This is a genomic window from Collinsella sp. TM05-37 (genome assembly GCF_003436455.1).
GTDB lineage: Bacteria > Actinomycetota > Coriobacteriia > Coriobacteriales > Coriobacteriaceae > Collinsella.
This window is the reverse complement of the sequence record NZ_QSPN01000013.1, coordinates 1-26,006: the sequence shown is the minus strand read 5'-3', so window position 1 is coordinate 26,006 and position 26,006 is coordinate 1. Positions and strand designations below refer to the sequence as shown.

Below are 26,006 nucleotides of genomic sequence, written 5' to 3'. Positions count from 1 at the left end.
GCCTTGCACATGCGGGACCGCGCTCTTGCGTTAGCATGGGACTACTTGTTTGGCTGTCAGCGGAGGCGATTGGCAATGGATAACTATTTGGACTTGATGCGCGCTCGCCGCGAGCAGATTCTGGAACGTTTTTATGCGGCGCTCGATCGCGCGGGCCGCCCCCACGACGCCGCGCGCCTCATTGCCGTGTCCAAGACCGTTGGTGTCGATGAGACCGTTGCCGCCATCCAGGCGGGGTATCGCCATTTTGCCGAGAACCGCCCGCAGGAGCTGGTTCGCAAGCTCACGGGTCTGGCGGAGCATCCGGAGCTGCCCGAGGTGCGCTTCGATATGATCGGCAACCTGCAGACCAATAAGATCAATGCGGTGCTGGGCTCAGCCGAGCTGATTCACTCGGTGGGTTCGCTGCATCTGGCGCAGGCGATCTCGAGCCGTGCTGTCCGCAAGATTGAGGCAGGCGAGCTCGCCGGCCTCCAGCGTGTGCTCATTGAGGTCAATGTGAGTGGTGAGGAGTCGAAGGGAGGCTTTTCGCCCGATGAGATTCGCGCCGCCGCGGGTGAGCTTGCGGAGCTTGAGGGAATTTGCGTGCAGGGGCTTATGACTATGGCGCCCCGGGGGAATAAGGATTTGGCACGCCGCACCTTTGCGGGGCTTCGTGAGCTGAGGGATGAGCTGGAGGCGGCGCATCCCGATTTGAACCTGCCTGAGCTTTCCTGCGGCATGAGCGAGGACTTTGAGCCTGCCCTTGAGGAGGGCTCTACGCTCGTTCGCCTGGGCAGGGTAGTATTTAGCCCGGAGTTTGCAGTAAAATAAGGCTCTGAAGTGCGCACTGATTATCGGGGCGCCTGCACTAAACCGCGAGAGGACACAACCATGGGCTTCCTTGACGAGATTAAAAATAAGATGCACCTGGGCGGCCAGCAGGGTTACGACCAGGGTTATGGCCAGGACGACGACTACGGCTACGATGACGGCTATGACGATGGTTATCAGGGCAACGGCTACAGCGGTGCTTCGGGCGAGGGCTTCTACACCCAAGACGAGCCGAGCAACGGCCTGCTTGGTCAGACGCGCCGCGGTGAAGCTGAGTCGGTTGCCGTGTATACGCGCTCCGGTCAGCTGGTCGGCGATGACTCCCGCCATGCCACGACGTATAACCCGCCTTCGCGCTCGCAGGACAGCGTTGCGAGCGGTTATCGTCCTGGTGCCTATGACACGCCGTCGAGCTACGCCGAGAACACCCGCGCCCGTGCCGCCGCTGCGCCCGCGCCTGCGCCGAGCGATGCCTCGGCCTATGCGAGCAATATCATCAACGCCACGCCGCAGCTGCCGGCCTATGTCCTGCGCCCCGAGAGCTATGACGACGTGGAGACCGTGGTGCGCCGCGTTCGCACCAAGCAGCCTGTTGCACTGATTTTTGTGGGCGTACGCACCGAAGTTGCCAAGCGCGTCTTGGACTTCTCTTACGGCTTTGCCTGCGGTCTGGGCGCCACGGTCAAGGAGGTAGGCGACCGCGTGTTCATGGTGCTGCCCGCCGGTTGCGAGGTCAAAGATTCCGATCTCAAGAAGCTTCGTGCCGACGGCTACCTTAAGTAAAGACAAGACGAGGAGATTCCCATCAACATCTACACTATCGTCCAGCTGGTCAACACGCTGTTCAACTTCTATTCCACGCTCATTGTCGTCTACTGCTTTATGACGTGGATTCCCATGAAGCAGGGTGGTTTACTTCAGGATATTGCTGCGGTGCTCGATAGCGTGTGCGGTCCGTGGCTCAACCTGTTCCGTCGTTTCATTCCGCCGATGGGCGGTATCGATTTTTCGCCGGTCGTTGCGATTATTGCGTTGCAGTTGGTGCAGAGGCTGGTTCTGCAGCTTCTTATAGGTATACTTGTGTAGAACTGACTTAGTAACTTACGTCGGGCGTGTAGCGCCGAGGCGATGAAAAAGGAGACTTGTTATGGCTATTACCCCTGCAGACATCCAGGCTCAGACTTTCTCTGAGGCCAAGCGTGGCTACGATCCTGCCGAGGTCGACGTCTTCTTGGAGACACTGTCCTCCGAGGTTGACGCTATGCTCGCTAAGATCGTCGACCTTAAGGGTCGTCTGACTGCTACCGAGCAGCAGCTTGCCGATGCGCAGGCTCAGCTTGCCCAGGCTCAGGATGCCACCGCCCAAGCCGTTCCTGCCGCCCCCGTGGCTGCTCCCGCCCCTGACTTCTCCGCTCAGGAGCGCCAGATTTCCGCTGCCCTGATCGCTGCCCAGCAGACCGCTGAGACCATCGTCAACGATGCCAACGAGAATGCTGAGCGTATCCGCAACGAGGCTGACGCCAAGGCCCGCGAGGTTATCCGCCAGGCTCTGACCGAAAAGCAGGCCGAGCTCGAGGAAATCGATCGTCTCAAGGCTTCCCGTGAGGAGTTCAAGGCCGAGTATCTCAAGCTCATCCAGCACTTCATGGACGATGCCCAGAACTCCTTCCCGGCCGACCTCATGGCCTCCACGCCGGTCGGTTCTGCCGCTTCTCCTGCGGTGACTGTTCCCGCCGAGCCGCTGCCCGTCGCTGACCCGGTTGTCCCCGTGGCCGATCCCTTTGCCCCGATCGACAACTTTGCTGCCGACGACCTGGACTAGCATCAGAGCTACAATCTAGTGTCCTTAAGAGGAGCTCGCACCTGCGGGCTCCTTTTTTGTGGCTGTATACGGGTTGGGAAACAAAACGCCGAGCTCTGCATGCGATAGGACAGAACTCGGCGAAGGGCGCGTGGTAAAAGGTAGATTTTAAGGTATGTCTAAAAACTACTTGAGGAGGAAGTTGGAGAGGGGAATAGTGCGGGCCTCGCGATGCTCGGGATCGGCGATGTGGTCGGCGGGATAGCCACAGACGAGCATGTGATAGGGATAGACGCCCTTGGGCAGATTGAACTGCTCCTGTGCCACCTCAGGCTTAAAATGGCATACCCAGCACGTTCCCAGGCCCTGCTCGGTGGCCTCCATCATCATCTGGTCGCACACGATGGACGTATCGATTTCACTGGAATTCATCTGGTCATACGGGCGCACCCAAGCATCATCGGTAACGCTGCAAATAAGGAAGACAAGCGGAGCTCCAAAGATAGACCCATCACGAGCAAACCGAGGCTGACAAGCAGCAGCCTTCTCCAACAGCTCAGGCGTATCCAGCACCATCACACGGGCTGGATGATTATTACAAGCAGAAGGAGCAATACGCCCAGCCTCAACAATGGCATCCACCACAGCCTGCTCAACAGAACGGTCCTCAAAAGAACGACAAGAATACCGACCACGAGCCAGATCCAAATAAGACATACAAGCCCTCCTAAAATTAAAAATCAAACAAACCAAAAGTAACCCAAAGAGTACCCAAAGCAGCAATCAGCCAAACGCTCATCAAGGGCCAAAGTGTCCGAACGGATACCAAAGGTCCCTTCAGCCAAACCCCCGTCGCGCTAAATCTATCAGCCAAAGTTCCCAATGGTGGTGCATAAGGGAGCGGGCCCGGCCACTAATAACCTTTTGAACGACTCTGCTTGCAGCCGGAGTGAAAAAGGTTATTAGTGGCCGGGCCCGCGACCGGTGGGACATGTGCCCCCAATTAACTGTTCTTCATGACAATCGAATCCACGACATCGGCCACATTCTCGCAGCAGTCGGCGCAGTACTCCAGGAAGGCGTACACGTCACGCCAAGCGATGACCTCGAGCGGGTCCTTGCCGTTAACGTGCAGGTTACGCATGGCGTTGATATAGAGCTCGTCGGCCTCGGACTCGATGGTGTTGATCTGGATGACGAGCTCGCGCAGCGTTTTGGACTTGCGGTAGTTAGGCAGCTCGACCATCAGGTCCTTCATGGCGCGGCAGGCGTCGGTCACCTTGTGGGCGATGACGATGGCGTCGGGATGGATGCTCTGGATGTTGGTGAAGTAGACGCGCTGCACGACGCCCTCGATACGGTCGAGCACGGTGTCGAGCGAGCAGCTCATCAGATCCAGGTCCTCGCGCTCAAGCGGGGTGATAAAGGCCGTGAGCAGGGCGTCCTCAAGCTCATGGTGCTTCTTGTCGGCCGCATGCTCGATCGCGTGCATCTTGTCGAGCATATCGTGAATCTTCGCGGGATCGAAGTTCTCGAAAATCTTGGTAAGCAGCTCGGCGGCCTGGACGGCAAGGTCGGCGCAGGCGACGTAGTTGTCAAAGTAGAACGAATCGGGTTTCTTTGCCATGAGTGGGTCCTTTCGAGGCGAAGACGGGTGGGCGAAGTTTTGCGGTCCGGATGGACGCTCGTTTTGACTAGATGAACATCATGAACAGCTTGGCCATGACAAAGCTGATGAGTCCGCAGGCGGGGAAGGTGAAGAACCAGGTGAACATCATGTCCTTGACGACGCCGAAGTTGATGGCCGAAAGGCGCTTGACGGCGCCGACGCCCATGATGGCGCAGGTCTTGATGTGCGTGGAGGACACGGGGATGCCGGTAAGGGTGGCAAGCAGCAGGTTCGCGGCGCCCGCCAGGTCGGCGGAGAAGCCCTGGTACTTTTCGAGCTTGACCATGCTCTGGCCAACGGACTTGATGATGCGCTCGCCGCCCACGCTGGTGCCGATGCCCATGGTGGCCGAGCATAGCAGCATAATCCAGATGGGGATGCCGGCATCGCCGACGCTCGTCTGGCCGCTGGCAAAGGCCACGCCTAAAAAGAGCACGCCGATGAACTTCTGTCCATCCTGCGCGCCGTGCATAAAGCTCATGGCCGCAGCGCTCGCAATCTGAGCGTATTTAAAGAAGACGTTGGCACGTCGCCTATTGGCGACGGCAAACAGAATAGAGACGAGTTTGCACAGGACCCAGCCCATGACAAAGCCCAGACCGATGGAGAGCGCCAGGCCGTAGATGACCTTCATCCACTCGTGGACGTTGACGCTGCTCGCGCCGCCGAGGGCGATGGCGGCACCGGTCAGGCCGGCGATAAGGCTGTGGCTTTGCGAGGTGGGGATGCCAAAACGCGACGCTGTGGCGCCGTAGACGACGATGGAGAACAGCGCCGCGCACAGGCAGGCGAGCGCCATGGTGCTGTTTCCGCCAAAGTCGACGATATGTGAGATGGTGTTGGCGACGCTCGCGTTAAAGTGCGTCATGATGAGCACGCCGAGGAAGTTGAATGCGGCACTCATGAGGATGGCGGCGCGGGCGGGCATGCAGCGCGTGGTGACGCAGGTCGCGATGGCGTTGGGCGCGTCGGTCCATCCATTGACGAAGATGGCGCCCAACGCGAGGATCACGGTGACGGCAAGGACTGGGTTCGACACAATTTGGCCGAGGAAGGTTGAGAACGTTACGTCCATATATGGGCTTTCTCGAAGTTTGCAGGCACGTTACAGAAACATGATAAATCGTATCACCTCCTGCGGGTTTCTTTGCCGAGTTCTGATGGGAGAAGTAATTTTTTGGCACTAAAATTGAATATTAGCCCTGTTGACCGTGGGTGTTCTTTTTGCTATCACGCCATGCGGACACGCGCGTTCGCTCCGACATTCCAAAACCACAGTCTGTTCGCTTTACAATATGCAAACATGCGTTCGATAATGGGAAGCATGGAATATCGACAGACAGATGGCAAAACTCGGCGCGTGCACAAGCAGTATGTGGACGTCGTGGCTCGCATCCTCGCGGGCGGACAGGTCGTGCCGGTCACCGTCTGCTGGGTCGACGGTCGTTGCTTTACGATTGACGAGATTGTCTCGACCACTGGGTTTGGCCTGACGGTTCACGGCATTCGTACGGCAACCTATAAGGTGCGTTTTGGCGGACATGCGACCGAGTTGTATCTGGAGGACCAAACGCGTGAGCGGGCGGATGGCTCGCAGACGCATGTGATGCGTTGGTGGGTATGGGCGTTTGACCGCACGCTTGAGGGCGAGCGCCGCAGGTAAGAGCGCACGGCATTCGGGTACAATGGCAGGGATCTTGTCACCTACGGCGCTGTCGTGGCGCTTTTTGAAAGGACGAAGTATGAACGATATCCAGGGCTATCAGAACGGCCCCGTCGAGACCGGCGCAAGCCGCGCCAAGGAGATGTCGCCGCGCGCGTACAATCTCGCCATGTCCGCCCTGATCTTCTTGGGCTTTTGCGCCATGGGTGCCGGCGCCTACTTTACGAGCACCATGTCGTTTGCGCGCATGATGATGAGCGGCGCCGCCCTACCGCTGGTCTTTGGCTCGTTTATTTTAACCATCGTCGGCATGGTCATGATGTCGGCTGCTGCGGGCAAGCAGTCCGTGGGCCTGTCCCTTGTGGGCTACGTAATCTTTGCGAGTACCTTTGGCCTGACCGCGTCGTTTGGCCTTGCCAACTACGACCTGCCTACCATCAACACTGCCTTTATCGCCACGGCCGCCATCACCTTTGTCTTTGGTGCGCTGGGCGTGACGTTCCCCAAGTTTTTCCAGCGCGTATATGGCATCGGTTTTGGCATTCTGCTCGCCACTATCCTGGTTGAAATCGTGCTGATGTTCATGGGCGTTTCGCAGTCCATCACCGACCTGATCGTGATCGTGGTGTTTGCCGGCTTCATCGGCTACGACACCTATGTGGCAACGACGGTGCCGCCCACGCTGCCCAACGCCGTGCTCATGGCATCCAGCCTGTTCGTGGACATCATCAACGTGTTCCTGCGCATCCTGAACATCCTCGGTCGTCGCGACTAGCGCGGGGGATTGCAGCGTTTCTTGTCGGACGCGGTAAAACGATGTGAAAGGCGGTCCTTCGGGGCCGTCTTTTTTGTACGCGGCGGGGTATCATGGATGGGAAAAGCCGATAGCGGCAGCGACAGGAAAGGTGGCCACGTATGGCAGACGTCGACAACAGGAACCGTAACCGCAGGTCCAACCGAGCGGGTCAGCCCAATCCCAAGCGCGAGGCCCGTGCCAAGGCCGCCGAGCGTCACGTGGCAACTGTGTCCGAAGCGTGCGCCAAGGATATCGAGCGTTCGCTCGCCGGTGTTCGCGAGTTTGACGGTATGCCTGCCGGCTTTGTCGCGGCGATGAAGGCCAAGGTTCAGAGTGCTGTGGCCGCCGAAGAGCAGGTCGCCGAGGACGTCGAGAACGCGGAGACTACCGAGGTCGAGGCGGCGCCCGAGACCGAGGCGGCGCCCGAGCCCGTCGAGGAGCCTGCCGAGGAAATCGCCGAAGCTGAGTCCGCGCCTGCTGAGGAGCCCGCTCCGGTCCTGCCCGAGGTCACTGTGCTTGATGCCTCCGCCACGCAGGCAATCCTCGATAACGGTCGCGGCTATGCGCAGTTCTGCGACATGGCCGTGCTCGCCTTTGCCTCGTTTACCAATCCGGGCGGTGGATATATTCAGGGTTATCTGGGCCAGGAGGCCACGCTGTGCGCCGATTCGTATCTGTACAACGTTCTCGATAGGCAGCGTAAGTGGTACGGCGAGAACCGTCGCCGCAACATCAACTGCGAGCTCTATCGTAACCGCGCCCTGGTGGTGCCTGCGGTGCGCTTCGACCGCAACCACGTGCATGCATACGCCGACGTGATCGTGGCCGCCGCGCCCAACGTTAGGCGCGCCCGCCAGGAGTATCGCGTGAGCGACGATGCTCTGCTGGATGCCCTGCGCGACCGCATTCGCTTTGTGCTCGCCATCTGCGATGAGCTTGGTCGCGAGAAGCTCGTGCTGGGTGCTTGGGGCTGCGACAACAACGGCTTTGATGCCGAGGCCGTGGCCGAGCTCTTCCGCAAGGAGCTCGCGTCGGGCGACTTCAAGGTCAAGCAGGTCTTCTTTGCCGTGCCCTCTACGCGCTGGGACGAGGACTTCGCCAAGTTCGAGCACGTGCTGGCAAACTTCCCCGAGCGCAACGAGGAGTCCTATGCTCAGGTTGCCGCCCGCACCGCAGCCGCCCGTGCCGCCGAGCAGGCTCAGGCCGCTGCCGAGGATGACGAGGATGACGACGACTGGCGCAAGTACCTGTAAACGGTGCGCGTGATGCGATATACCGAGCCGACGGGGGCTGCTCCCGTCGGCTTTTTATTGAGTGGGGAGCTTACGATGAAAAACGTTCTATGCTTTGGTGACAGCAACACCTATGGTTACGATCCGGCGGGCATGCGCGACGGTACCGCGGTGCGCTATGCGCAGGATGTGCGCTGGTGTGGCGTGGTCCAACGTGACTTAGGCGAGGGCTGGCATGTAATTGAAGAAGGCCTCAACGGCCGCACGACGGTACGCGACGACATGTGCCATCTGGACACTAACCTCAACGGTATTCGCGCGCTTCCGATGCTGCTCGAGGCCCATAAGCCGCTGGACGCCATTGTGATCATGCTGGGCACCAACGACTGTAAGACGGTCTTTAACGTGACAGCTTCCGATATCGCCCGTGGCGCCATGGCGCTGATTCGCGCCGTCCGCGCGTTTCCGTGGACCGACGCTGCGCCTTGCCCGCGCATCCTGCTGATGGCTCCTATCAAGATCAAGCCGCAGATCGCCGATGTGTATATGACCGACTTTGACGAGCATTCCGTTGAGGCATCTGAGCATTTTGGCGAGTACTATGCGCACGTGGCCGAGCAGTTTGGCTGCGACTTTTTGAATGCCGCCGAGTTTGCCGAGCCGGGCGATATCGACTATCTGCATATGATGCCCGAAAGCCACGAGAGCCTGGGTCACGCCGTGGCAGCCAAGCTCAAAGAGATGCTCGGTGAGTAGCACGGCCCCAAGCCACCGCAAAGGGGACAGGCACCTTTGTGGTGGTTTTGCCCGGGTAAACGAACGGATTGGCTGCCATATGGGCATGGACGAGCTCATCGACCTCTTTGCCGAGGGCGATGAGCTCGTCTCCAATACCGCTTTCGAAGATTTGGATCTTGCCTATGACGTTGCGAACGGCGCGACCTTCGATGGCGTCGTGTTCCGGTCTTGCGAGTTCGATGGTGTTGACTGGAGCGGCTCGACGTTTCGTGACGTGGTGTTTCGCGGTTGCCGCTTTATCCGCTGCAACATGGAAGGCTGTTGGCTCAATCGCTGCGACTTCGTCGATTGCTCGGCACCGGGACTCAACTTGCTCAGGGCGCGTCTGTCGAGTGTGTCGTTTACATTGTGCGATTTGAGCTATGCGAACCTTTCGGAGGGAAACATTGGCCCCATGGCTGCGCGTGACACGCGTTTGACCGAGGCCGCACTCCAGGGGGCAAAGCTGGGGCAATTGCGCTTGGACGGCTGCGACCTGACGCGAATCGATGTGTTCAAGACGCCGCTTTCCGGCGTGGATGTATCGTGTTGTACGTTCGCGGCCCCTGTCGTCTCGGGCGACTACCATGAGCTGTGTGGCCTGACGGTTAATGCCGAGCAGGCGTTGGCACTCTCGGGCCTGCTCGGCATCCAGCTCGCCGACGAATAGGCGCCCCGGTCCTTTGCTCGACCGCTATCTAAAATCAAACCGTCGCAACATCCGATGATTTTTCGCGTTTGCACGATTTTCATCGAATGTTGCGACGGTTTTTGGCGCAAGGTAGCCTGTCTTTTTTTGGCAGGTTACTGGCTATTTAGTACTGCCACATGTGGTTGACGGGGCCGGAGCCTTTGCCCATGTCAAAGCCGGCGGCCAGAGCGCCCGTTAAGTAGGCCTTGCCGGCGTTGACGGCATCGGCAAGATCCATGCCCTGGGCCAATGCGCAGGCGATGGCGGATGAAAGCGTGCAGCCGGTGCCATGCGTGTTGCCGGTCTCGATGCGCTTGTGGCGGAACCACGTGGTGAGCGGATCGCCCATATGGTTGCCTTCGTTATCGAGTGGCGCGGGTTCGGCCAATACATCGTTGGCCTCGTTGACAAGATGCCCACCCTTAACGAGGGATGCGCAACCAAAGCGGCGGGTGAGGAGCATGGCGGCATTTTGCTGCGTGCGCTCGGAATCGATCTCGTAATCGAGCAGCGCCATGGCCTCGGGAATATTGGGCGTGATAACGGTCGCCAGTGGGAACAGGCAACGAGTAAGCGCCTCGGTGGCATCCTCGGCAATGAGACGGGCGCCCGAGGTGGCGACCATGACGGGGTCGACAACGATGTTTTGCGCATCCCATGCGCTCAAGCGGTCGGCGATAACCTCGATAATCTCGGCAGAGGAAACCATGCCGATTTTGACTGCGTTGGGGCGGATATCGTCAAAAACGGCATCGATCTGCGCCGCGACAATATCCGGGGAGATGTTCTGCACGGCGGTGACGCCCAGTGTGTTTTGCGCTGTGATGGCGGTGATGGCCGTCTCGGCATACAGGCGGTGCGCTGTGATGGTCTTGATGTCGGCCTGAATGCCGGCGCCGCCGCTGGAATCGGATCCTGCGATGGACAGGACGGCGGGTACCTTACTGCGATCCATGTTCGCTCCCTTGTCCGGTCGGAATCAAATGGGTCTTTAAGCCTGCATTATAAAGATGCCCGGGCCGGCTGTATGCCGATCCCGGGCGGGTGATGCAATCTTTACGCAAATGTAAGCAAATGTTCACATGTCAACAATTGACGAGCACCTTGTTGCCGATTGTGGCTCCAGTGACGCGTTAATCCTCCATGCCAAGATCGATCGTCGTGCCCTCGAACACCTTGTTGACGGTACGGACGGCGCACATCTTGCCACACATGGTGCAGGTGCCCTCGGTGGCGGCGGGGGATTCCTCGTAGCGCTTCTTACCGGTGACCGGATCGAGAGCACACTTCCACATGGCATCCCAGTCGAGCTTGCGGCGTGCCTGGCCCATCTTGTCGTCCATGTCGCGGGCGTGCGGCACCTTCTTGGCGATATCGGCGGCGTGCGCGGCAATCTTGGTGGCCATGAGGCCATCGAGCACGTCCTGGGCGTTGGGCAGGCACAGGTGCTCAGCCGGCGTCACGTAGCACAGGAAGTCGGCACCGGAGCTGGCGGAGATGGCGCCGCCGATGGCAGCGGTGATGTGGTCGTAACCCACGCCGATATCGGTCACCAGCGGCCCGAGCACATAGAACGGGGCGTTGTGGCACAGACGCTTCTGCAGTTTCATGTTGGCGGCGATCTCGTCGAGCGCCATGTGGCCCGGGCCCTCGACCATGACCTGGACGCCGGCGGCCCAGGCGCGCTTGCACAGCTTGCCCAGCTCGATCATCTCGGCGGTCTCGGTGGCGTCGTTGGAGTCGTAGAGACAGCCCGGGCGGCAGGAGTCGCCGAGCGAGATCGTCACATCGTACTCGTGGCAGATCTCGAGCACCTCGTCGTAAAACTCGTAGAAGGGGTTCTCGTTGCCGGTGACCTCCATCCAGCCAAACAGCAGCGAGCCGCCGCGGCTGACGATGTTCATCAGGCGGCCGGTCTCCTTAAAGGTCTTGATGACCGATTTGTTGATGCCGCAGTGGATGGTCATAAAGTCCACGCCGTCCTCGGCGTGTGCGCGCACGACCTCGAGCAGGTCGTCCTTGGTAAGCTTGACCAGCGGCTTTTCCATGTAGCCGATGGCGTCGTACATGGGCACCGTGCCCACCATGAGCGGCGTCTCGTCGATGAGCTGCTGGCGGAACTGGCGCGTCTTGCCCGAGTTGGAGAGGTCCATGATGGCGTCGGCGCCAAAGTCCTCGGCGATCTTGACCTTCTTCCACTCCTCGGCGGCATCGGCCTTGTCGCCCGAGATGCCCAGGTTGACGTTGACCTTGGTGGCCAGGCCCTCGCCGACACCAAAGGCGCGCATGCCCTTTTTGATATGCACGATGTTGGCGGGAATGGCGATGCGGCCGTCGGCCACGCGCTCGCGGATGTACTCGGGGTCGCGATGCTCGCGCTCGGCGACCTCCTTCATCTGCGGTGTGATCTGCCCGGCGCGGGCGAAGTCGATTTGCGTGACGAGCTTGGGCTCGGTCTGTGTGCTCATTGGCACGGCTCCCTTCGTTGGCATTACCCATATCAGGTTTGCGGGTCAGGGCGGGCGCGCCCAATCTCAGCCTGTCGTCTTGTCCTGCAAGCTCCCCGTTATGTCATGGGCTCAAGTATAGCCTGAATGGGTACGATTGGGCCAACGAGCGTGCCTGTGGGGAGGCGAACATGGAAGACAAGCATCTATATCGAGAGACGCAATGGGATGTATCGGCCGAGGAAAGCCGTGCGCACCATGGCCTTGTCGCGATTGGCTTTGCGGTGCTTGCCGTGCTGGTGATTGCCTTTTGTATCTGGACGTATGGTGGTCGCGGCGGCGCTGCCTGGGAGTTTGAGGCCGACGATGCCCTGCCGATCATGACGGTGAAGGTCGCTGGTGGTAACACGGTGGCCGCGCCGGGCGACTATTGGTATCCGCGCGACGAGTTTGTGCAGCTGCAGCTGAGCGGTGGCTCCATTCCTGGTGAAGAGATCGAGCGCGTGACCTTCGATGCGTCGCTTAAGACGCTGTCGGTCGAGCTCAAAGATCAGGGGGACGTTCCCACGACCATGGACATTGCGCTGACGGAATGGCGCCTGGAGCCTCCGACGGGTGTTGCGGTGTCCGAGGTTGAGCATGTCAAGATTACCTATCAGGACGGCTCGACAAATGAAATTGCCAAAGCCGACGGCTTGGCGGAATAGACGCCGTGCCTAGGCGGCACATTCAAAAGTAGCGGTGATCCTACAAGGCCTGTTCGTTCAGGAAGACCAAAGTGTTTTTATTTGAAAGCTCGGGAAAGTGGCGATAACCAACGTCGAACGCGGTGAGCCCGCTTACATCCTCGAGCTTGTTTTCTGCCATCCAGCGCACCATGGAGCCGCGTGCCTTTTTGCTGGCGGTCGAGCGCTGGATGGGCTTGCCGTTGCGGATGCCTTCGCCAAAGAGGCATGTGACGACCGTGGCATCGGTGGTGAGGCGGGGCAGAACGGCTTTGGCGTATTCCGCGCTGGCGAGGTTGACGATCGTAGCGTTGGAGCCTGCCGGAGCGATGGCCCGTGCGAGCTTGTCGCCCCAAAACGCATAGAGGTCTCGGGCATCGTCGACGGCAAGCTTCGCGCCCATCTCCAGCCGATACGGTTCAACGGCATGAAAGGGGCGTACGCATCCGTAAAGGCCCGATAGGATCCACAGATGGTCTTGCAGCCATGCGAGCTGCGCGGAATCCATCACCTCGGGTGCCATGCTCTGGTATTGAATGCCGTGATAGGACATGACGGCAGGGGAGAGGTGACGGGCGAGTGCGGGATTGTCGAGATCGCCGTTTTTCAGGATGGGCCCAAACTCATGCAGGGTGTTGAGGCAAGGCCCCAGCAGTTTGTCACTCACGTTCCAGAGCGCCTGCAGACCTCCGCTGCCTTCATTCCGCTCGATATCTAGCAGTGCGCGGTGGAGGCGAGCCGTCTCGTGCGCAAAAGGTGGAATGCCCAGGACTTCAAAAGCATCTTGGGCCGCACGCATCTGCTTGGCGGGCGAAATGATGACCTGCAGCATGGACTCTCCTCTGCCAAAAAGGAAGTTGCGGTGGAATACGGTCTGTTTTGGCCGTTTATGGGCCAGTTTAGTCCGTATTTCACCGCAACTGATGAAGGGTTGGTTAGGCGCGCTCGATGAAGGCCTTGTAGCCGCGATAGGCCTCGTAGATATCGGCCTTGTTGGCGACCTCCCACAGGGCGTGCATGGACAGGACGGCAACGCCGGAGTCGATGACGTTCATGCCATACTCGGCCATGATGTAGGCGATGGTGCCGCCGCCACCCGCGTTGACGCGGCCGAGCTCGCAGGTCTGGAAGTCCACGCCTGCCTCGTCCATGATGTCGCGGATGAGAGCGACGTACTCGGCGTCGGCGTCGTTGGAGCCGCCCTTGCCACGGCTGCCCGTGTATTTGTTAAAGCACAGGCCGCGACCCATAAAGGCGGCGTTCTTGGTCTCGAACTTGCCGGCGTAGCCCGGGTCAAAGCCGGCGGACACGTCAGAGGAGAGCATGCGGCTGCGGGCGAGTGCGCGGCGCAGGGCCAGCGGGCTGCTCTCGCCGGCGAGCGTCATGATCTCGGCGACGGTGTTCTCGAAGAAACGGCTCGTCATGCCGGTGGCGCCCACGGAGCCGATCTCCTCCTTGTCGACGATGAGCGTGATACTCGTACGCTCGACGTCTGCCACGTTGATCTGGGCGAGCATGGAGGGGTAAGCGCAGACGCGGTCGTCGTGGCCATAGCCCAAAATCATGGAGCGGTCGAGACCCATGTCGCGGGCGGGGCCGGCGGGCACGACCTCGATCTCGGCGGAGAGGAAGTCCTCCTCCTCGACATCGTACTGTTCCTTGAGGATATCCAAGAACATCTGCTTGACGGGCTCCTTGGGGGCGTCCTTGTCGTCCTCGTCAAACTTGACGGGGCGGCCGCCCACGATCACGTCGAGGATCTCGGCGTCGACGGCGTCCTTGGCCGGCTTGGACATCTGCTCGCTCGAGAGGTGGATCAGCAGGTCGGAGATGGTAAAGACCGGGTCGTCAGCCTTGTCGCCGATGTTGATGTCGACGGTGGTGCCGTCCTTTTTGCAGATGACGCCCACAAGCGCGAGCGGGGAGGCCACCCAGTGGTAGCTCTTGACGCCGCCGTAGTAGTGCGTGTCGAGGTAGGCCATGTCGCCGGCCTCGAAGGCGGGATTTTGCTTGAGGTCCAGGCGAGGCGAGTCCACGTGGGCGCCCAGGATGTTAAAGCCCTGCTCGAGCGGGGCGGTTCCAAGGTTGACGAGCATAAGGTCCTTGCCGTGGTTGGCGGCGTACACCTTGTCGCCTGCCTTGAGCTCGCGGCCTTCGGCGATCACGGTCTCCAGGTCGACGTAGCCCGCCTCCTCGGCCATCTTGATGCCGGCCTTGACACACAGGCGCTCGGTCTTGTTCTCACTCAAAAACTGCTTATAGCCGCGGCAAAGCTCCTCGAGCTCCTCGATCTGCTGTGGCGTGTACTTTTTCCATGCGCAGGGACGCTCCATGACGCAGGCTCCTTTCGGATCGATCGTGCTGGTTAATGTACCGTGAGCCATCGTATCACGCGCGGGCGCGCGGTGGCGGAGGAGCTTGATGTGCGGTGGCCGCGAGGCGGGGAGCGTGTAAACTGGTGGGAGCAAATCGTGCCCAGCCCAAAGCGAGGTATTCAATATGTCTGATAAGCGCCGCACCTTTGCCGTTATCGACGGCAACTCGCTCATGCACCGCGCCTTCCACGCCGTGCCGCCCACCATGAACGCGCCGGACGGTCGCCCCACCAACGCGATCTTTGGCTTTTTAAACATGTTTCTCAAGATGATCGACGCCTTTAACCCCGACGGTGTGGTCGTGGCGTTTGATAAGGGCAAGCCGCGCGTGCGCATGGAGATGCTGCCGCAGTATAAGGCGCAGCGCCCGCCCATGGACCCCGACCTGCACGCGCAGTTTCCCATGATTAAGGAGCTGCTCGCTGCGCTCAACGTGCCGATTTTGCAGTCCGAGGGCTGGGAAGGTGACGATATCCTGGGCACCATGGCGCGCCTGGGCGAGGAAGCCGGCTGCGACATGCTGCTGGTGACCGGCGACCGCGACATGTATCAGCTCGTGACCGAGCACGTCAACGTGGTCTCGACCCGCAAAGGCCTGTCCGACGTGGCGATTATGACGCCCGAGAGCGTGGACGACCTCTATCACGGCATTACACCGGCGCTCGTGCCCGATTTTTACGGCCTGAAGGGCGATACTTCCGACAACATTCCCGGCGTGCCGGGCATCGGCCCCAAAAAGGCGAGCGCGCTCATCGCGCAGTACGGCAGCTTGGACGAGGTTATCGCGCATGCCGACGAGGTCAAGGGCAAGATGGGCGAGAACCTGCGCGCGCATATCGACGACGCGCTACTGAGCCGCAAGGTCGCAACCATTCGTACCGATGCGCCTGTCGAGCTCGACTTTGATGCGACGTCCTTCCCGGCGTTTTCTGCCGACGAGGTGTCTGCGGCGCTGGGTACGCTTGGTATCACCGCCATGCAGAACCGTTTCTTGGCGCTGATCGGCGGCGAGGGTGGCGCTGCTGCCACTGCCAGCACGTTTGAGATGCCCGCCGTTTTGCGCGCAGCCGCCGGCGATACTGACGCGCTTGGTGCCGTTGCAGATGAGGTCTCCCGCGCGATTGATGCCGGCGAGTGGGTCGCCGCCGTGGTGGACGACGACAAGGAAGAGGGCGCGCTCTTTGGACTGACGCGCACGCTGTGGTTGGCGACGTCCAAGGGCCTGTTCTCGCTCGAGGAGGGCGACGGCGGTGCGGCGGCTGAGGTTGAGGGCTTCAACCTCGTCCACGGCGTGATTGCCGGCGTGCTCGCACGTCTGTTTATGGAGGGCCGCGTGGCGAGCCCGGATATGAAGGCACTCCTGCATGAGCTTTCGCCCATCGATTCCTCTGAGCCCGAGCTCATGGATCCGCTCGCTGTCGATTCCACGCGTATCTTCGATACCGTGGTCGCTGCCTATCTGCTGGATTCCGATCGCTCCGAGTTCGATGAGGCATATCTTGCCGATACGTATCTGCAGATGGCGCTGCCTGCGGCGCGCGGCGCAGAGGGTGCTGGTGAGGACGCTCCGGCGTCTGCCGCCCGTACTGCGGCCCTGACGTTGGCGCTCGTGGCGCCGTTGCGCGAGTGCATGGCCCGCGAGAACGCCGCCAACGTGTTCGATGGCATCGAGATGCCGCTCGTGCCGGTGCTTGCCAAGATGGAGCGCGCGGGCATGCTCGTGGACCCCGACCGCCTGCATAGTCTGTCCGAGGGCCTGGCGACCCAGATTGCCGAGGTCGAGCGGAGCATTCGCGATCTGGCCGGCGACGAGACCTTTAACATCGGCAGTCCCATGCAGCTCTCGCACGTGCTGTTTGATGTTATGGGGCTTCCGACCAAGGGCCTCAAAAAGACCAAGCGCGGCTATTATTCGACCAACGCCAAGGTGCTGAGCGACCTTGCCCGTGACCACGAAATCGTGCGTCTGATTTTGGACTGGCGCGAGAAGTCCAAGATTAAGTCGACCTATCTGGACACGCTGGGCCCGTTGCGTCGTGGTGACGGTCGCGTGCACACCACGTACAACCAGGCCATCACGGCGACGGGTCGTCTGTCCTCGAGTGACCCGAACCTTCAGAACATCCCGACGCGCTCGGAGTTGGGCCGTACTGTCAAGACGGCGTTTTCGGCAGGCGAGGGAAGCGTCTTTTTGGCGGTGGACTACTCGCAGATCGAGCTGCGCCTGCTCGCGCATCTTTCGGGTGATGAACATCTGGTACGTGCCTTTAACGAGGGCGAGGACTTCCATGCCGAGACGGCCGCGCGCGTATTTGGCGTGCCGGTGTCCGAGGTGACGCCCGACCTGCGCAGCCGCGCCAAGGCCGTGAACTTTGGCATTGTGTACGGCCAGCAGGCCTATGGCCTGTCGCAGTCGCTGCACATCTCGATGGCCGAGGCGCGCGACATGATCGATCGCTACTACGAGGCCTACCCGGGCGTGCGCACGTTCCTCGACAACGTGGTGGCACGTGCCAAGCAGACGGGCTATGCCGAGACCATGTATGGCCGCAGACGCCATATTCCCGAGCTCAAGGCCAAAAACCCGCAACTCCGCGGCTTTGGCGAGCGCACGGCCATGAACCACCCCATGCAGGGCACTGCGGCCGACATCATCAAGATCGCGATGGCCCGCGTGAGCCGCCGTCTGGAAGAAGAGGGCTTTGCCGCCCACATGATTCTGCAGGTACACGACGAACTGGACTTTGAGTGCCCCGTCAACGAAGTCGAGCGCCTAACCACCATGGTCCGCGACGTCATGGAACACGTAGTAGACCTCCGCGTACCGTTGATCGCCGAAGCCTCAACCGGAGTAACCTGGGCCGACGCCAAGTAAAGACGCCCCCACAACCCCAAAGTAACCAAACAAGAAGGGAGCCCCTCATCAGCAAGGAGCTCCCTTCATCCAATTTAATTCAGCCAAGTATCTAGACACTCAAGACGACATCTTGGCGGCAGGTAGGTAAACCTAGGGCCTGGCCGGGCGGCACGGGTTAACTTTCCGTAGATTCCGCACGCAAAGAAAGCCACTTAATGTGGCTTTCGTCTTGTGCAGGACCTGACCGAGCGAAAAGTTAACCCGTGCCGCCCGGCCAGGTCCGACGAGCAACGTTAACGAGCCGCCAGGATGGCGTCGATGAGCGTCAGTACGCCCCCGTCGTTGTTGCTCGGAATGCGCCACTTGGCGTGCGCGTTCATGTGCTCCTCGGCATTGTTAACGATAAAGCTGTGGCCGACGCGCTCCAGCATGGGGATATCGTTGTAGGTATCGCCCACGGCGGCGGCATCGGCGATATCAATGCCCAGGTGTTCGCACAGGTGCGCGACGCCGGCGCCCTTGTCGACGCCCAGGTTCATAAAGTCGATCCACTCGCGCCCGGCGTTGGTGACGTAGAGCTTGTCCGAGAACTCGGGGCCATAGGTCTCGCGGAATGCAGGCTCGGCATCATAGGCGGGGAAGAAGATCGAGATCTTATTGGACTCGATATCGATGCCCTCAAAGGTGTCGACGTAGTTGATCGTGTTGTAGTAGACGCTGATCTCGTCGTGGTATTGATGGTCGCGGGCGAGCACATAGAACTCGTCGTAGCAGCACAGGACGGGAACGGCGCGCGGGTCCTCCGAGGCACGAGCGAGCACCTGCTGATACAGCGCCACATCGATGTTGCTCTTATAGATATAGCTGCCGCGATAGATGACGCAGGCTCCGTTGTCGGGACAAAAAGCAAGGCGGTTCTTGATGCCCTCGAACATCTCCTCGAGCTTGGGAGCGGGACGTCCGCTGGCGGGGCAGAATACGATGCCGGCGTCGGCGAGCTTGTCCAGACGCTCATCAAGACCCTGCGGCAACACGCGCTCGTCGGTGAGCAGCGTCTTGTCCATGTCTACGGCGATGAGTTTAATGTTGCCGATGTTGGCGTCTGATTCATAAGTCTGCATAAATGCGCCTTTCCGTTTCCAGATTGTTTCGGGCGTAATGACCCTCTGCTATGTAATCGAGCGTATTTTCGCAGGAATGGTGCGTACTTGCACTGCAATTCACAAACTAATGAAAAAACTTTTCAGAAATTTGAATTTGTCGCTTGTACAGCAGGCACTTTAGCGTAATATAGCGACCATCGAAAACGGAGACGGCAAAAGCGCCGCTTACCGAGGAAAAGGTACCGTTTGCGATATTAGAATTGCGCCCGGCGATAGGTGAAAGGAGAGGCAGATGCAGTTCGTAAAGATCATCACTACTGCAGACAATGCCATCCGACGCCAGCGCGCAATTTCCCGACGACGATAACAATCGTCTCTGTCCGTATGGGGCGAATTGCCTCAACAGAGTCATTTTGAGGTCGTTGGGTTTTAGCACGACATTGCTGCATGTTTCTAGGGCATGTTGTGCTGCTTTTTGCTATTTAACCTGATATTGCACGGTTTTTGACCTCGAAATGACTTGCAACTGACCGATGTTCTAACTAGCTACCAAGGGCGAAAGGAAACAGCCATGAGCAAGGAAAAAGTCGTTCTCGCATATTCCGGTGGTCTTGATACATCCGTATGTGTTAAGTGGCTCCAGGACGAGAAGAATCTCGATGTTGTTTGTGTCTGCGGCAACGTGGGCCAGGAGGAGACCGGTCTGGACGCCAAGAAGCAGAAGGCCCTCGACCTGGGCGTTCTGGATTGCCAGGTGCTCGATCTGCGCGACGAGTTCTCCGATGAGTTCCTGACTAAGGCTATCGCCGCAAACTCTATGTACGAGAACAAGTATCCGCTGCTCTCCGCCCTGTCCCGCCCGTTGCTCGCCAAGAAGCTTGTCGAGGTCGCTCACGAGTTTGGCGCGACCTACGTCGCTCACGGCTGCACCGGCAAGGGTAACGACCAGGTTCGTTTTGAGGCTGCCGTCAAGGCCCTCGACCCCGAGCTTAAGGTTATCGCCCCGGTTCGCGAGTGGGATCTTAAGTGCCGTCCCGACGAGGTCGCCTATGCTCACGCCCACAACGTGCCGGTTCCCGAGGGTGCCAACGACAACCCCTATTCCATCGACGACAACCTGTGGGGTCGTGCCATTGAGTGCGGCCACCTGGAGGATCCCTGGAACGAGCCGCTCGACGACGCCTGGGTTATGACCAAGAATCCCGAGGACACGCCCGACACCCCGACGTATACCGAGATTGAGTTTGAGGCCGGCAAGCCCGTCGCCGTCGACGGCAAGAAGATGAAGCTCTCCGAGATCATCATCGCACTCAACAAGATCTCGGGCGACAACGGCTTTGGCCGTCTCGACCTGGTCGAAGACCGTCTGGTGGGCCTTAAGAGCCGCGAGTGCTATGAGGTTCCCGGCGCCCTGACGCTCATCACCGCCCACAAGGCACTCGAGGATATCTGCGTCGAGGGCGACCTGCTCAAGACCAAGATTAAGCTCGAGCAGGATTGGGCCACTGCCGTGTACAACGGCCAGTGGTACAGCCCGCTCAAGAACGCGCTCGACGCCTTTATGGCCGACACCCAGAAGTTCGTGACCGGTACCGTCCGTCTGAAGTTCTTTAAGGGCAACTGTCATGTCGTCGGCCGCAAGAGCCCCTTCAGCCTCTACGACTACGGTCTGGCTACATACGACCGCGACACCACGTTTGACGAGAAGGCCAGCGCCGGCTTTATCGAGATCGATACGCTGTCGCTCAAGACGTGGGCAAAGGTCCAGGGTCCCAGCTCCGCTGCCGCCCAGGCTTAAGGGCCCTTTCCTTGGTATCCGCGCGGCCCATCCGCGTGATACAAAACGGGCGCACGGGGTCCCTACCTTTCGTTATGCTTGCTGACACTTCTTAACATCGGTGGCCCCTACGTTCCGCCCGCATATATGACGCCGCGCCTGCGGCTGAGTCCGAGCCCCGCCGGGGTTGTCCGGCGGGGCTCCTTCTATCAATTTGGCAGCTCTGTGCCTATATATATGAGGAGTATCCATTATGTTCAACGCTATCGCGCATGCCTTACTTGCCCTCGCGCCCGAGTTCGATGCTGCAAAGGTCGAGGACGTTCCTGTGAGCCTGAAGGCCTGGATCGATGGTTCGCAAGGCAACATCCGGAGGGAGACGTTGGGCGCCAAGTGCCTGGTGCGTCACTTCTTTGCAAATTAGCAACATGGTCCCGCGCACGGTGGGGATTGTGTAAAACTGGCGGTTGAAAAATCGCTTTAGCGACATGGCGCATTGCTTTGGGCGCTTGTTTTGGTATTTGGAGAAAGGGGACAGTTCCATGGCTCTTTGGGGCGGTCGTTTTGAGGCGGGAGTGGCCGAGGTCACGCAGGAGTTTGGCGCGTCGCTGCCGGTCGACAAACATCTCTATAAGCAGGATATCGCCGGTTCTAAGGCGCATGCCAAGATGCTGGCGGCCCAGGGCATCATCAGTGCCGAGGATGAGCAGGCGATTGCCGAGGGCCTGACCGGAATCGAACAGGATATCGACGCCGGTAACTTCACCTTCGATATCAACGACGAGGACATCCATATGTCCATCGAGAGCGAGCTGACGCGTCGCATCGGCGAGGCCGGCAAGCGCTTGCATACCGGACGTTCGCGCAACGACCAGGTGGCGACCGATACGCGCCTGGGCGTCAAGGCGTTGGCCAAGGAGCTCATGGAGGCCAACCTGCAGTTGCGCCACGTGCTGGTGGATGCGGCCAAGAAGTACGACAAGGTGATTCTGCCGGGTTACACGCACATGCAGCATGCTCAGCCCGTGCTGCTGTCACATCATCTGCTGGCGTATTCCTGGATGTTCGCGCGCGACTTTACACGTCTGAAGGCCGCCTTTGATGCCGCCGACAACTGCCCGCTGGGTGCTGCCGCGCTTGCCGGTACGAGCTATCCGCTCGATCGCCAGATGACGGCTGCCGAACTTGGCTTTGCGGGCGTGATTCCTAACTCACTCGATGCTGTTTCCGACCGTGATTTCCTGCTCGACCTGCATTATGCCGGCTCCGTCATGGCCATGCACCTGTCGCGTCTTTCCGAGGAGATCGTGCTGTGGTCGAGCTCCGAATTTGGCTTTATCACGCTTTCCGACTCGTACTCCACCGGCTCGTCCATCATGCCTCAGAAGAAAAACCCCGACTTTGCCGAGCTTATTCGCGGCAAGAGCGGTCGCGTGTACGGCAACCTGGTCCAGCTGCTCGTGACCATGAAGGGTCTGCCGTTGGCCTATAACAAGGACCTGCAGGAGGACAAGGAGGGCGCGCTCGATACCGCCCACACGCTCATGCAGTGCCTGTCGGTTATGGCCGGTATGATTTCGACTTGGACCGTCAACGAGGGCGCCATGGCACGCGAGTGCGGCGTGGGTCACCTTGCCGCCACCGACGTTGCCGACTACCTGGCTAAGCGTGGTCTGCCGTTCCGCGAGGCGCACGCCGTGGTGGGGCATTTGGTCCTGATGTGTGAGAAGCGCGGCTGCAATCTTGAGGATCTGCCGTTTGAGGTGTTCCAGGAGGCAAGCCCGCTCTTTGAGCGCGATATTACCGAGGCGCTCGACATCCCGTCGATTGTCGCTGCGCGCACGACCGAGGGCGGTACCGCCCCTGCCGCCGTTGCCGTGCAGTTGGGGCGCGCCGAAGCGCAGCTTGCGGCCGATGAGGGTGTGTTTGGCTCGTTGACTAAGGTCGTCGAGATGGGCCACGGAGCTAATTAGCTTATTGGATGCGTCTGTCTGGTGCGTTCATCATATCTTGCCTTTACGGGTGCCCGCTACGGTAGGCGCCCGTTTTGTTATAGAGAAGGAAGGAGCTTGTCGAGAACTTTTGTAGGACATTTGCGCAGGTTGTGAAGGGGGTGCGTTCACGGGCGGCAATCGACCGTCTGTTCTGTTCGGTGCAGTTGGAAGTGGGGCGGATGGTACTCTAGTCGGGCTTCGGAACAGAAGTGACACATATGGAGCGCTTCAATAAATAATAACGCTTCAATAAACGGCTTTTTGTTTAACTGCAGCTAGAACTCTGTTACGATGCAGTCCAGGCGGGTGCCGGAATGGGACTTGGGCACGCGCGAACCTACTTGAAAGGCTACCTTATGGCTATCGAGAAGACCTTCATCATGATTAAGCCCGACGCCGTGCGCGATCGCAAGATCGGCGAGATCGTTGCTCGTATCGAGCGCAGCGGCCTTGTTATCGAGCGCATGGAGATGACCACGCTTGAGCGCGCCACCGTCGAGGAGCACTATGCTCATCTGGCCGATAAGCCCTTCTTTGGCGGTCTGTGTGACTTTATGACGAGCGGTCCGGTCGTCAAGATGGTCGTTTCCGGTCTCTCCGCTGTCTCCAAGATGCGCACCCTTATGGGCGCCACCAACCCGCTTGATGCCGCTCCCGGCACCATTCGCGGCGACTTTGCCGTCGATGTCAACGCCAACGTGATCCATGGCTCCGACTGCCTGGAGAACGCCGAGATCGAGATCAAGCGCTTTTTTGGCTAAACCAGCTTTGACTCCTTAAAGCTGTTAGCGTGTGGTTTGGGCGCCGCGGAACTCCATCCGCGGCGCCCTTTTTATTCCAGTAGATTTTGGTAAACGCCCACAAATCTACTAAAGAGCCCCCGTCCGGATGTTTCTTCCGGGCGGGGGCTGGCGTTAGCGTATGGCTTTGTGAATCTTTAGGCTTCGTCGACGATCTTAAGGCCGCGCGTCTGGTCGATCTCGTTGAGGAGATTGACGCGACGCTCGTGACGACCGCCCTCAAACTCGGCGTCGAGCCACTCGTCGACAATCATCTTGGCGAGCTCGGAGCCCACGACGCGGGCGCCAAAGGCGAGCACGTTGGTATTGTTGTGCATGCGCGAGAGCTTGGCGCTGAAGGGCTCGGAGCACACGACGGCGCGAACGCCCTCCACCTTGTTGGCAGCCAGGCTGATGCCGACGCCGGTGCCGCAGATCAGGATGCCCAGGTCGACGTCGCCGTTGGCAACGGCCTTACCCACCTTGTAGCCGGCGATGGGGTAATCAAAGCTCTCGGAGGTGTCGGTTCCAAAGTTCACGACCTCACAGCCGCGCTCCTTCAGGTGCTCGGAAATGATGTTCTTGAGCTCGACGGCGGCGTGGTCGTTACCGATACCAATCTTCATGAGTGGTTCCTCTCTGGTCCGTGCGGCGGAATTGCTAAAGGTTTTACCGCGTTCGACTGCATGATAGCGCGACTTTTGTGTAAACGCTCGGGCGTTTTTTGGTCAAACGCTTTAGCATGCAACAAGACCGGCTTTTCATGAATGAATGCCGTCGGATTGCGCTTGAACGCCGTCCGTCGGAACCATGGTTGCGGTTTTTGATGCATTGTTATCAAATAAAAGAGCTAACTATTATCGAGAGTCCAGTCCGTTATGTAAGCAGGAGATACCTATGCCTACCGATTCCATTCGCGATGCCGCTTTTTGCGATGTCTTGAACCGCGAGCTTGTCTGTGCGCTCGGCTGCACCGAGCCTATTGCCGTTGCCTATGCAGCGGCGCTGGCGAGCCAGACACTCGGTTGCGAACCCGATCATATGGACGTTGCCTGCTCGGGCAACATCATCAAGAACGTTAAGAGCGTGACCGTGCCCAACTCGGGCGGCATGCACGGTATTGAAGCAGCGGCCGTACTGGGTGCCGTGGGCGGTGACGCCAAGAGCGCGCTCGAGGTGCTCGAGTGCGTTAACGACGAAGATCGTGCTCGCGTGGCCGAGCTCCTCGCCGATGCTGATTACTGCGATGTGTCGCTTGTCGAGGGTGTACCCAACCTCTACATCAAGGTGACTGCCACAGCCGGGGGCCATACCGCGGTCGTCGAGATTACCGACCACCACACCAATGTCACGTGCCATACGCTCGACGGTATTCCGGTGTGCGGCAAGTCGGCGGGGGAGTGCGCCGCCTGCGCCGAGCGCGTCGTGGCCGAGCGCGCGGCAGATAACGCCGACACGCCCATGTCGATCGAGTCCATCATCGACTTTATCGAGGGCGGCGACATCGAGAGCGCCCGCGCGGCCGTTGAGCGCCAGATTGAGCTGAACGGTGCGATCAGTGCCGAGGGCCTCGCGCACGCTTGGGGCGCCGAGGTAGGCCGTACGTTGCTGGGTGCTCGTGCCGATGACGTCGCCTGCCGTGCCCGTGCCCGTGCGGCCGCCGGGTCCGACGCCCGCATGAACGGTTGCGCGCTGCCGGTCGCCATTGTGTGCGGCTCGGGCAATCAGGGCATTACCTGCGCATTGCCCGTCATGGAGTATGCCGAGTACCTGCGCTGCGACCACGATCGCCTGGTGCGCGCCGTAATTCTGTCCGATCTTATCGCCGTGCATATCAAAAGTTATATTGGTGCGCTCTCGGCGTTTTGCGGTGCTATTTGCGCCGCATGCGGTGCCGGTGCCGCGATTACCTGGCTGTGTGGTGGCACGCGCGAGCAGATTGGCGCGACGGTCTCGAACACGCTCGGCAACGTTGGCGGCATCGTGTGCGATGGCGCCAAGGCAAGCTGCGCCGCCAAGATTTCCGCTGCCGTTGATGCGGCGATTCTGGGTCACGATATGGCCATGCAGGGTCGCGGCTTCCGCGCCGGCGAGGGCCTCATCCAGGATACCGTCGAGCAGACAATCGCCAGCATGGGCTACGTGGGCCGTGTGGGCATGAAGGACACCGACGTCGAGATCCTCAACATTATGATCGGCAAAACACGGGTTTGCTAGCTACGCGGTTTTACCAAACCGCGTAGCTAGCCGACGCTGCAAACGCCCCTAAGCGGCAATCTGACGTTCAATCGTCGGTCGCGTACCAAAGTACGCTTCCCTCCTCTTTCACGTCACCTTGCTCGCTTAGGGGCGTTTTCGCTGACTGATGCTCAACCTACGGCGCTTTTTTGTTTGGGGCACTCATTGGGGACAGACTTGAATGAGTAGTCGTTGGGGACGTTCTTGTTTGACTAGTTGTTTAGAACGTCCATTACAGTCGAAATTGTCAGCCCGGGCCCGTCTCGGGC

At 59.7% G+C, this 26,006-nt stretch carries 25 protein-coding genes and 1 riboswitch; of the genes, 16 read left to right on the top strand and 9 right to left on the bottom strand.

Annotation, left to right across the window (positions count from 1 at the left end):
- Positions 1–75 precede the first annotated feature (75 nt).
- From DXD48_RS07480 to DXD48_RS07465, 4 genes are all read left to right on the top strand, one after another.
- The gene (locus DXD48_RS07480; protein ID WP_117564645.1) at positions 76–813 is read left to right on the top strand and encodes a YggS family pyridoxal phosphate-dependent enzyme; all 738 of its coding nucleotides are present in this window, start codon (positions 76–78) and stop codon (positions 811–813) included.
- Positions 814–873: 60 nt separating this feature from the next.
- Entirely contained in the window at positions 874–1,596 is a 723-nt protein-coding gene (locus DXD48_RS07475) for a cell division protein SepF (protein ID WP_022094497.1), read from the top strand.
- 15 nt (positions 1,597–1,611) lie between these two features.
- Positions 1,612–1,899, top strand: coding sequence for a YggT family protein (locus tag DXD48_RS07470; protein ID WP_040358293.1), 288 nt, complete (start codon positions 1,612–1,614; stop codon positions 1,897–1,899).
- Positions 1,900–1,960: 61 nt separating this feature from the next.
- Positions 1,961–2,635 (top strand): DivIVA domain-containing protein, encoded by a 675-nt coding sequence (locus DXD48_RS07465; protein WP_006234242.1) that lies wholly within the window; start codon positions 1,961–1,963, stop codon positions 2,633–2,635.
- A 165-nt stretch (positions 2,636–2,800) separates the two neighbouring features.
- Here DXD48_RS07465 and DXD48_RS07460 read toward each other — a convergent pair whose 3' ends face one another.
- From DXD48_RS07460 to DXD48_RS07450, 3 genes are all read right to left on the bottom strand, one after another.
- Positions 2,801–3,331 (bottom strand): nitroreductase family protein, encoded by a 531-nt coding sequence (locus tag DXD48_RS07460; RefSeq protein WP_117564643.1) that lies wholly within the window; start codon positions 3,329–3,331, stop codon positions 2,801–2,803.
- A 286-nt stretch (positions 3,332–3,617) separates the two neighbouring features.
- Complete coding sequence (locus DXD48_RS07455) at positions 3,618–4,241, bottom strand: DUF47 domain-containing protein (RefSeq protein WP_055251695.1); 624 nt, start codon at positions 4,239–4,241, stop codon at positions 3,618–3,620.
- A 67-nt stretch (positions 4,242–4,308) separates the two neighbouring features.
- Entirely contained in the window at positions 4,309–5,358 is a 1,050-nt protein-coding gene (locus DXD48_RS07450) for an inorganic phosphate transporter (RefSeq protein WP_117564642.1), read from the bottom strand.
- Between the two features lie 249 nt (positions 5,359–5,607).
- Between DXD48_RS07450 and DXD48_RS07445 the strand changes: the two genes are divergently transcribed.
- From DXD48_RS07445 to DXD48_RS07425, 5 genes are all read left to right on the top strand, one after another.
- Positions 5,608–5,946 (top strand): hypothetical protein, encoded by a 339-nt coding sequence (locus DXD48_RS07445; protein ID WP_099431539.1) that lies wholly within the window; start codon positions 5,608–5,610, stop codon positions 5,944–5,946.
- Positions 5,947–6,025: 79 nt separating this feature from the next.
- Positions 6,026–6,721 carry a Bax inhibitor-1 family protein gene (locus tag DXD48_RS07440; protein WP_158548958.1) on the top strand — a complete coding sequence of 232 codons (696 nt, stop codon included), beginning with the start codon at positions 6,026–6,028 and terminating at the stop codon, positions 6,719–6,721.
- A gap of 140 nt (positions 6,722–6,861) precedes the next feature.
- A complete protein-coding gene (locus DXD48_RS07435; protein ID WP_117564637.1) occupies positions 6,862–7,995 on the top strand; it encodes a TIGR02452 family protein in 1,134 nt (377 codons plus the stop codon).
- A gap of 75 nt (positions 7,996–8,070) precedes the next feature.
- Positions 8,071–8,730 carry an SGNH/GDSL hydrolase family protein gene (locus DXD48_RS07430; protein WP_158548957.1) on the top strand — a complete coding sequence of 220 codons (660 nt, stop codon included), beginning with the start codon at positions 8,071–8,073 and terminating at the stop codon, positions 8,728–8,730.
- Between the two features lie 79 nt (positions 8,731–8,809).
- Positions 8,810–9,421 (top strand): pentapeptide repeat-containing protein, encoded by a 612-nt coding sequence (locus tag DXD48_RS07425; protein ID WP_117564634.1) that lies wholly within the window; start codon positions 8,810–8,812, stop codon positions 9,419–9,421.
- Positions 9,422–9,566: 145 nt separating this feature from the next.
- Here the strand turns inward: DXD48_RS07425 and thiD are convergent, their stop codons facing one another.
- Together thiD and thiC are read right to left on the bottom strand one after the other, a co-directional pair.
- A complete protein-coding gene (gene thiD / locus DXD48_RS07420) occupies positions 9,567–10,397 on the bottom strand; it encodes a bifunctional hydroxymethylpyrimidine kinase/phosphomethylpyrimidine kinase (protein ID WP_117564632.1) in 831 nt (276 codons plus the stop codon).
- Between the two features lie 178 nt (positions 10,398–10,575).
- Entirely contained in the window at positions 10,576–11,910 is a 1,335-nt protein-coding gene (gene thiC / locus DXD48_RS07415; protein WP_117564630.1) for a phosphomethylpyrimidine synthase ThiC, read from the bottom strand.
- Positions 11,902–12,018, bottom strand: a riboswitch (TPP riboswitch). Its footprint overlaps the gene before it by 9 nt.
- A gap of 62 nt (positions 12,019–12,080) precedes the next feature.
- Between thiC and DXD48_RS07410 the strand changes: the two genes are divergently transcribed.
- Positions 12,081–12,596 (top strand): hypothetical protein, encoded by a 516-nt coding sequence (locus DXD48_RS07410; protein ID WP_055251712.1) that lies wholly within the window; start codon positions 12,081–12,083, stop codon positions 12,594–12,596.
- Between the two features lie 40 nt (positions 12,597–12,636).
- Here DXD48_RS07410 and DXD48_RS07405 read toward each other — a convergent pair whose 3' ends face one another.
- A complete protein-coding gene (locus DXD48_RS07405; RefSeq protein WP_117564628.1) occupies positions 12,637–13,446 on the bottom strand; it encodes a YaaA family protein in 810 nt (269 codons plus the stop codon).
- Between the two features lie 103 nt (positions 13,447–13,549).
- Complete coding sequence (locus tag DXD48_RS07400; protein WP_117564626.1) at positions 13,550–14,947, bottom strand: aminopeptidase; 1,398 nt, start codon at positions 14,945–14,947, stop codon at positions 13,550–13,552.
- Positions 14,948–15,113: 166 nt separating this feature from the next.
- Here DXD48_RS07400 and polA point away from each other — a divergent pair, with 166 nt between their 5' ends.
- Positions 15,114–17,864, top strand: a complete 2,751-nt coding sequence (polA, locus tag DXD48_RS07395; protein ID WP_117564625.1) for a DNA polymerase I — start codon at positions 15,114–15,116, stop codon at positions 17,862–17,864.
- A 275-nt stretch (positions 17,865–18,139) separates the two neighbouring features.
- Here the strand turns inward: polA and DXD48_RS07390 are convergent, their stop codons facing one another.
- A complete protein-coding gene (locus DXD48_RS07390; protein ID WP_117564623.1) occupies positions 18,140–18,967 on the bottom strand; it encodes a Cof-type HAD-IIB family hydrolase in 828 nt (275 codons plus the stop codon).
- Positions 18,968–19,520: 553 nt separating this feature from the next.
- Between DXD48_RS07390 and DXD48_RS07385 the strand changes: the two genes are divergently transcribed.
- The 4 genes from DXD48_RS07385 to ndk all read left to right on the top strand — a co-directional run bounded on the left by DXD48_RS07385 (position 19,521) and on the right by ndk (position 23,481).
- Positions 19,521–20,747 (top strand): argininosuccinate synthase, encoded by a 1,227-nt coding sequence (locus tag DXD48_RS07385; RefSeq protein ID WP_117564621.1) that lies wholly within the window; start codon positions 19,521–19,523, stop codon positions 20,745–20,747.
- 232 nt (positions 20,748–20,979) lie between these two features.
- Entirely contained in the window at positions 20,980–21,150 is a 171-nt protein-coding gene (locus DXD48_RS10115) for a hypothetical protein (RefSeq protein ID WP_158548956.1), read from the top strand.
- Between the two features lie 118 nt (positions 21,151–21,268).
- Positions 21,269–22,699 (top strand): argininosuccinate lyase, encoded by a 1,431-nt coding sequence (gene argH / locus DXD48_RS07380; protein WP_117564620.1) that lies wholly within the window; start codon positions 21,269–21,271, stop codon positions 22,697–22,699.
- A 377-nt stretch (positions 22,700–23,076) separates the two neighbouring features.
- Entirely contained in the window at positions 23,077–23,481 is a 405-nt protein-coding gene (ndk, locus tag DXD48_RS07375; RefSeq protein ID WP_055251725.1) for a nucleoside-diphosphate kinase, read from the top strand.
- 176 nt (positions 23,482–23,657) lie between these two features.
- Here the strand turns inward: ndk and rpiB are convergent, their stop codons facing one another.
- Positions 23,658–24,125: a ribose 5-phosphate isomerase B gene (gene rpiB / locus DXD48_RS07370; RefSeq protein WP_117564619.1), complete on the bottom strand. Its 468-nt coding sequence runs from the start codon at positions 24,123–24,125 to the stop codon at positions 23,658–23,660.
- Positions 24,126–24,396: 271 nt separating this feature from the next.
- Between rpiB and DXD48_RS07365 the strand changes: the two genes are divergently transcribed.
- Complete coding sequence (locus tag DXD48_RS07365) at positions 24,397–25,716, top strand: serine dehydratase subunit alpha family protein (protein ID WP_117564617.1); 1,320 nt, start codon at positions 24,397–24,399, stop codon at positions 25,714–25,716.
- Positions 25,717–26,006 lie beyond the last annotated feature (290 nt).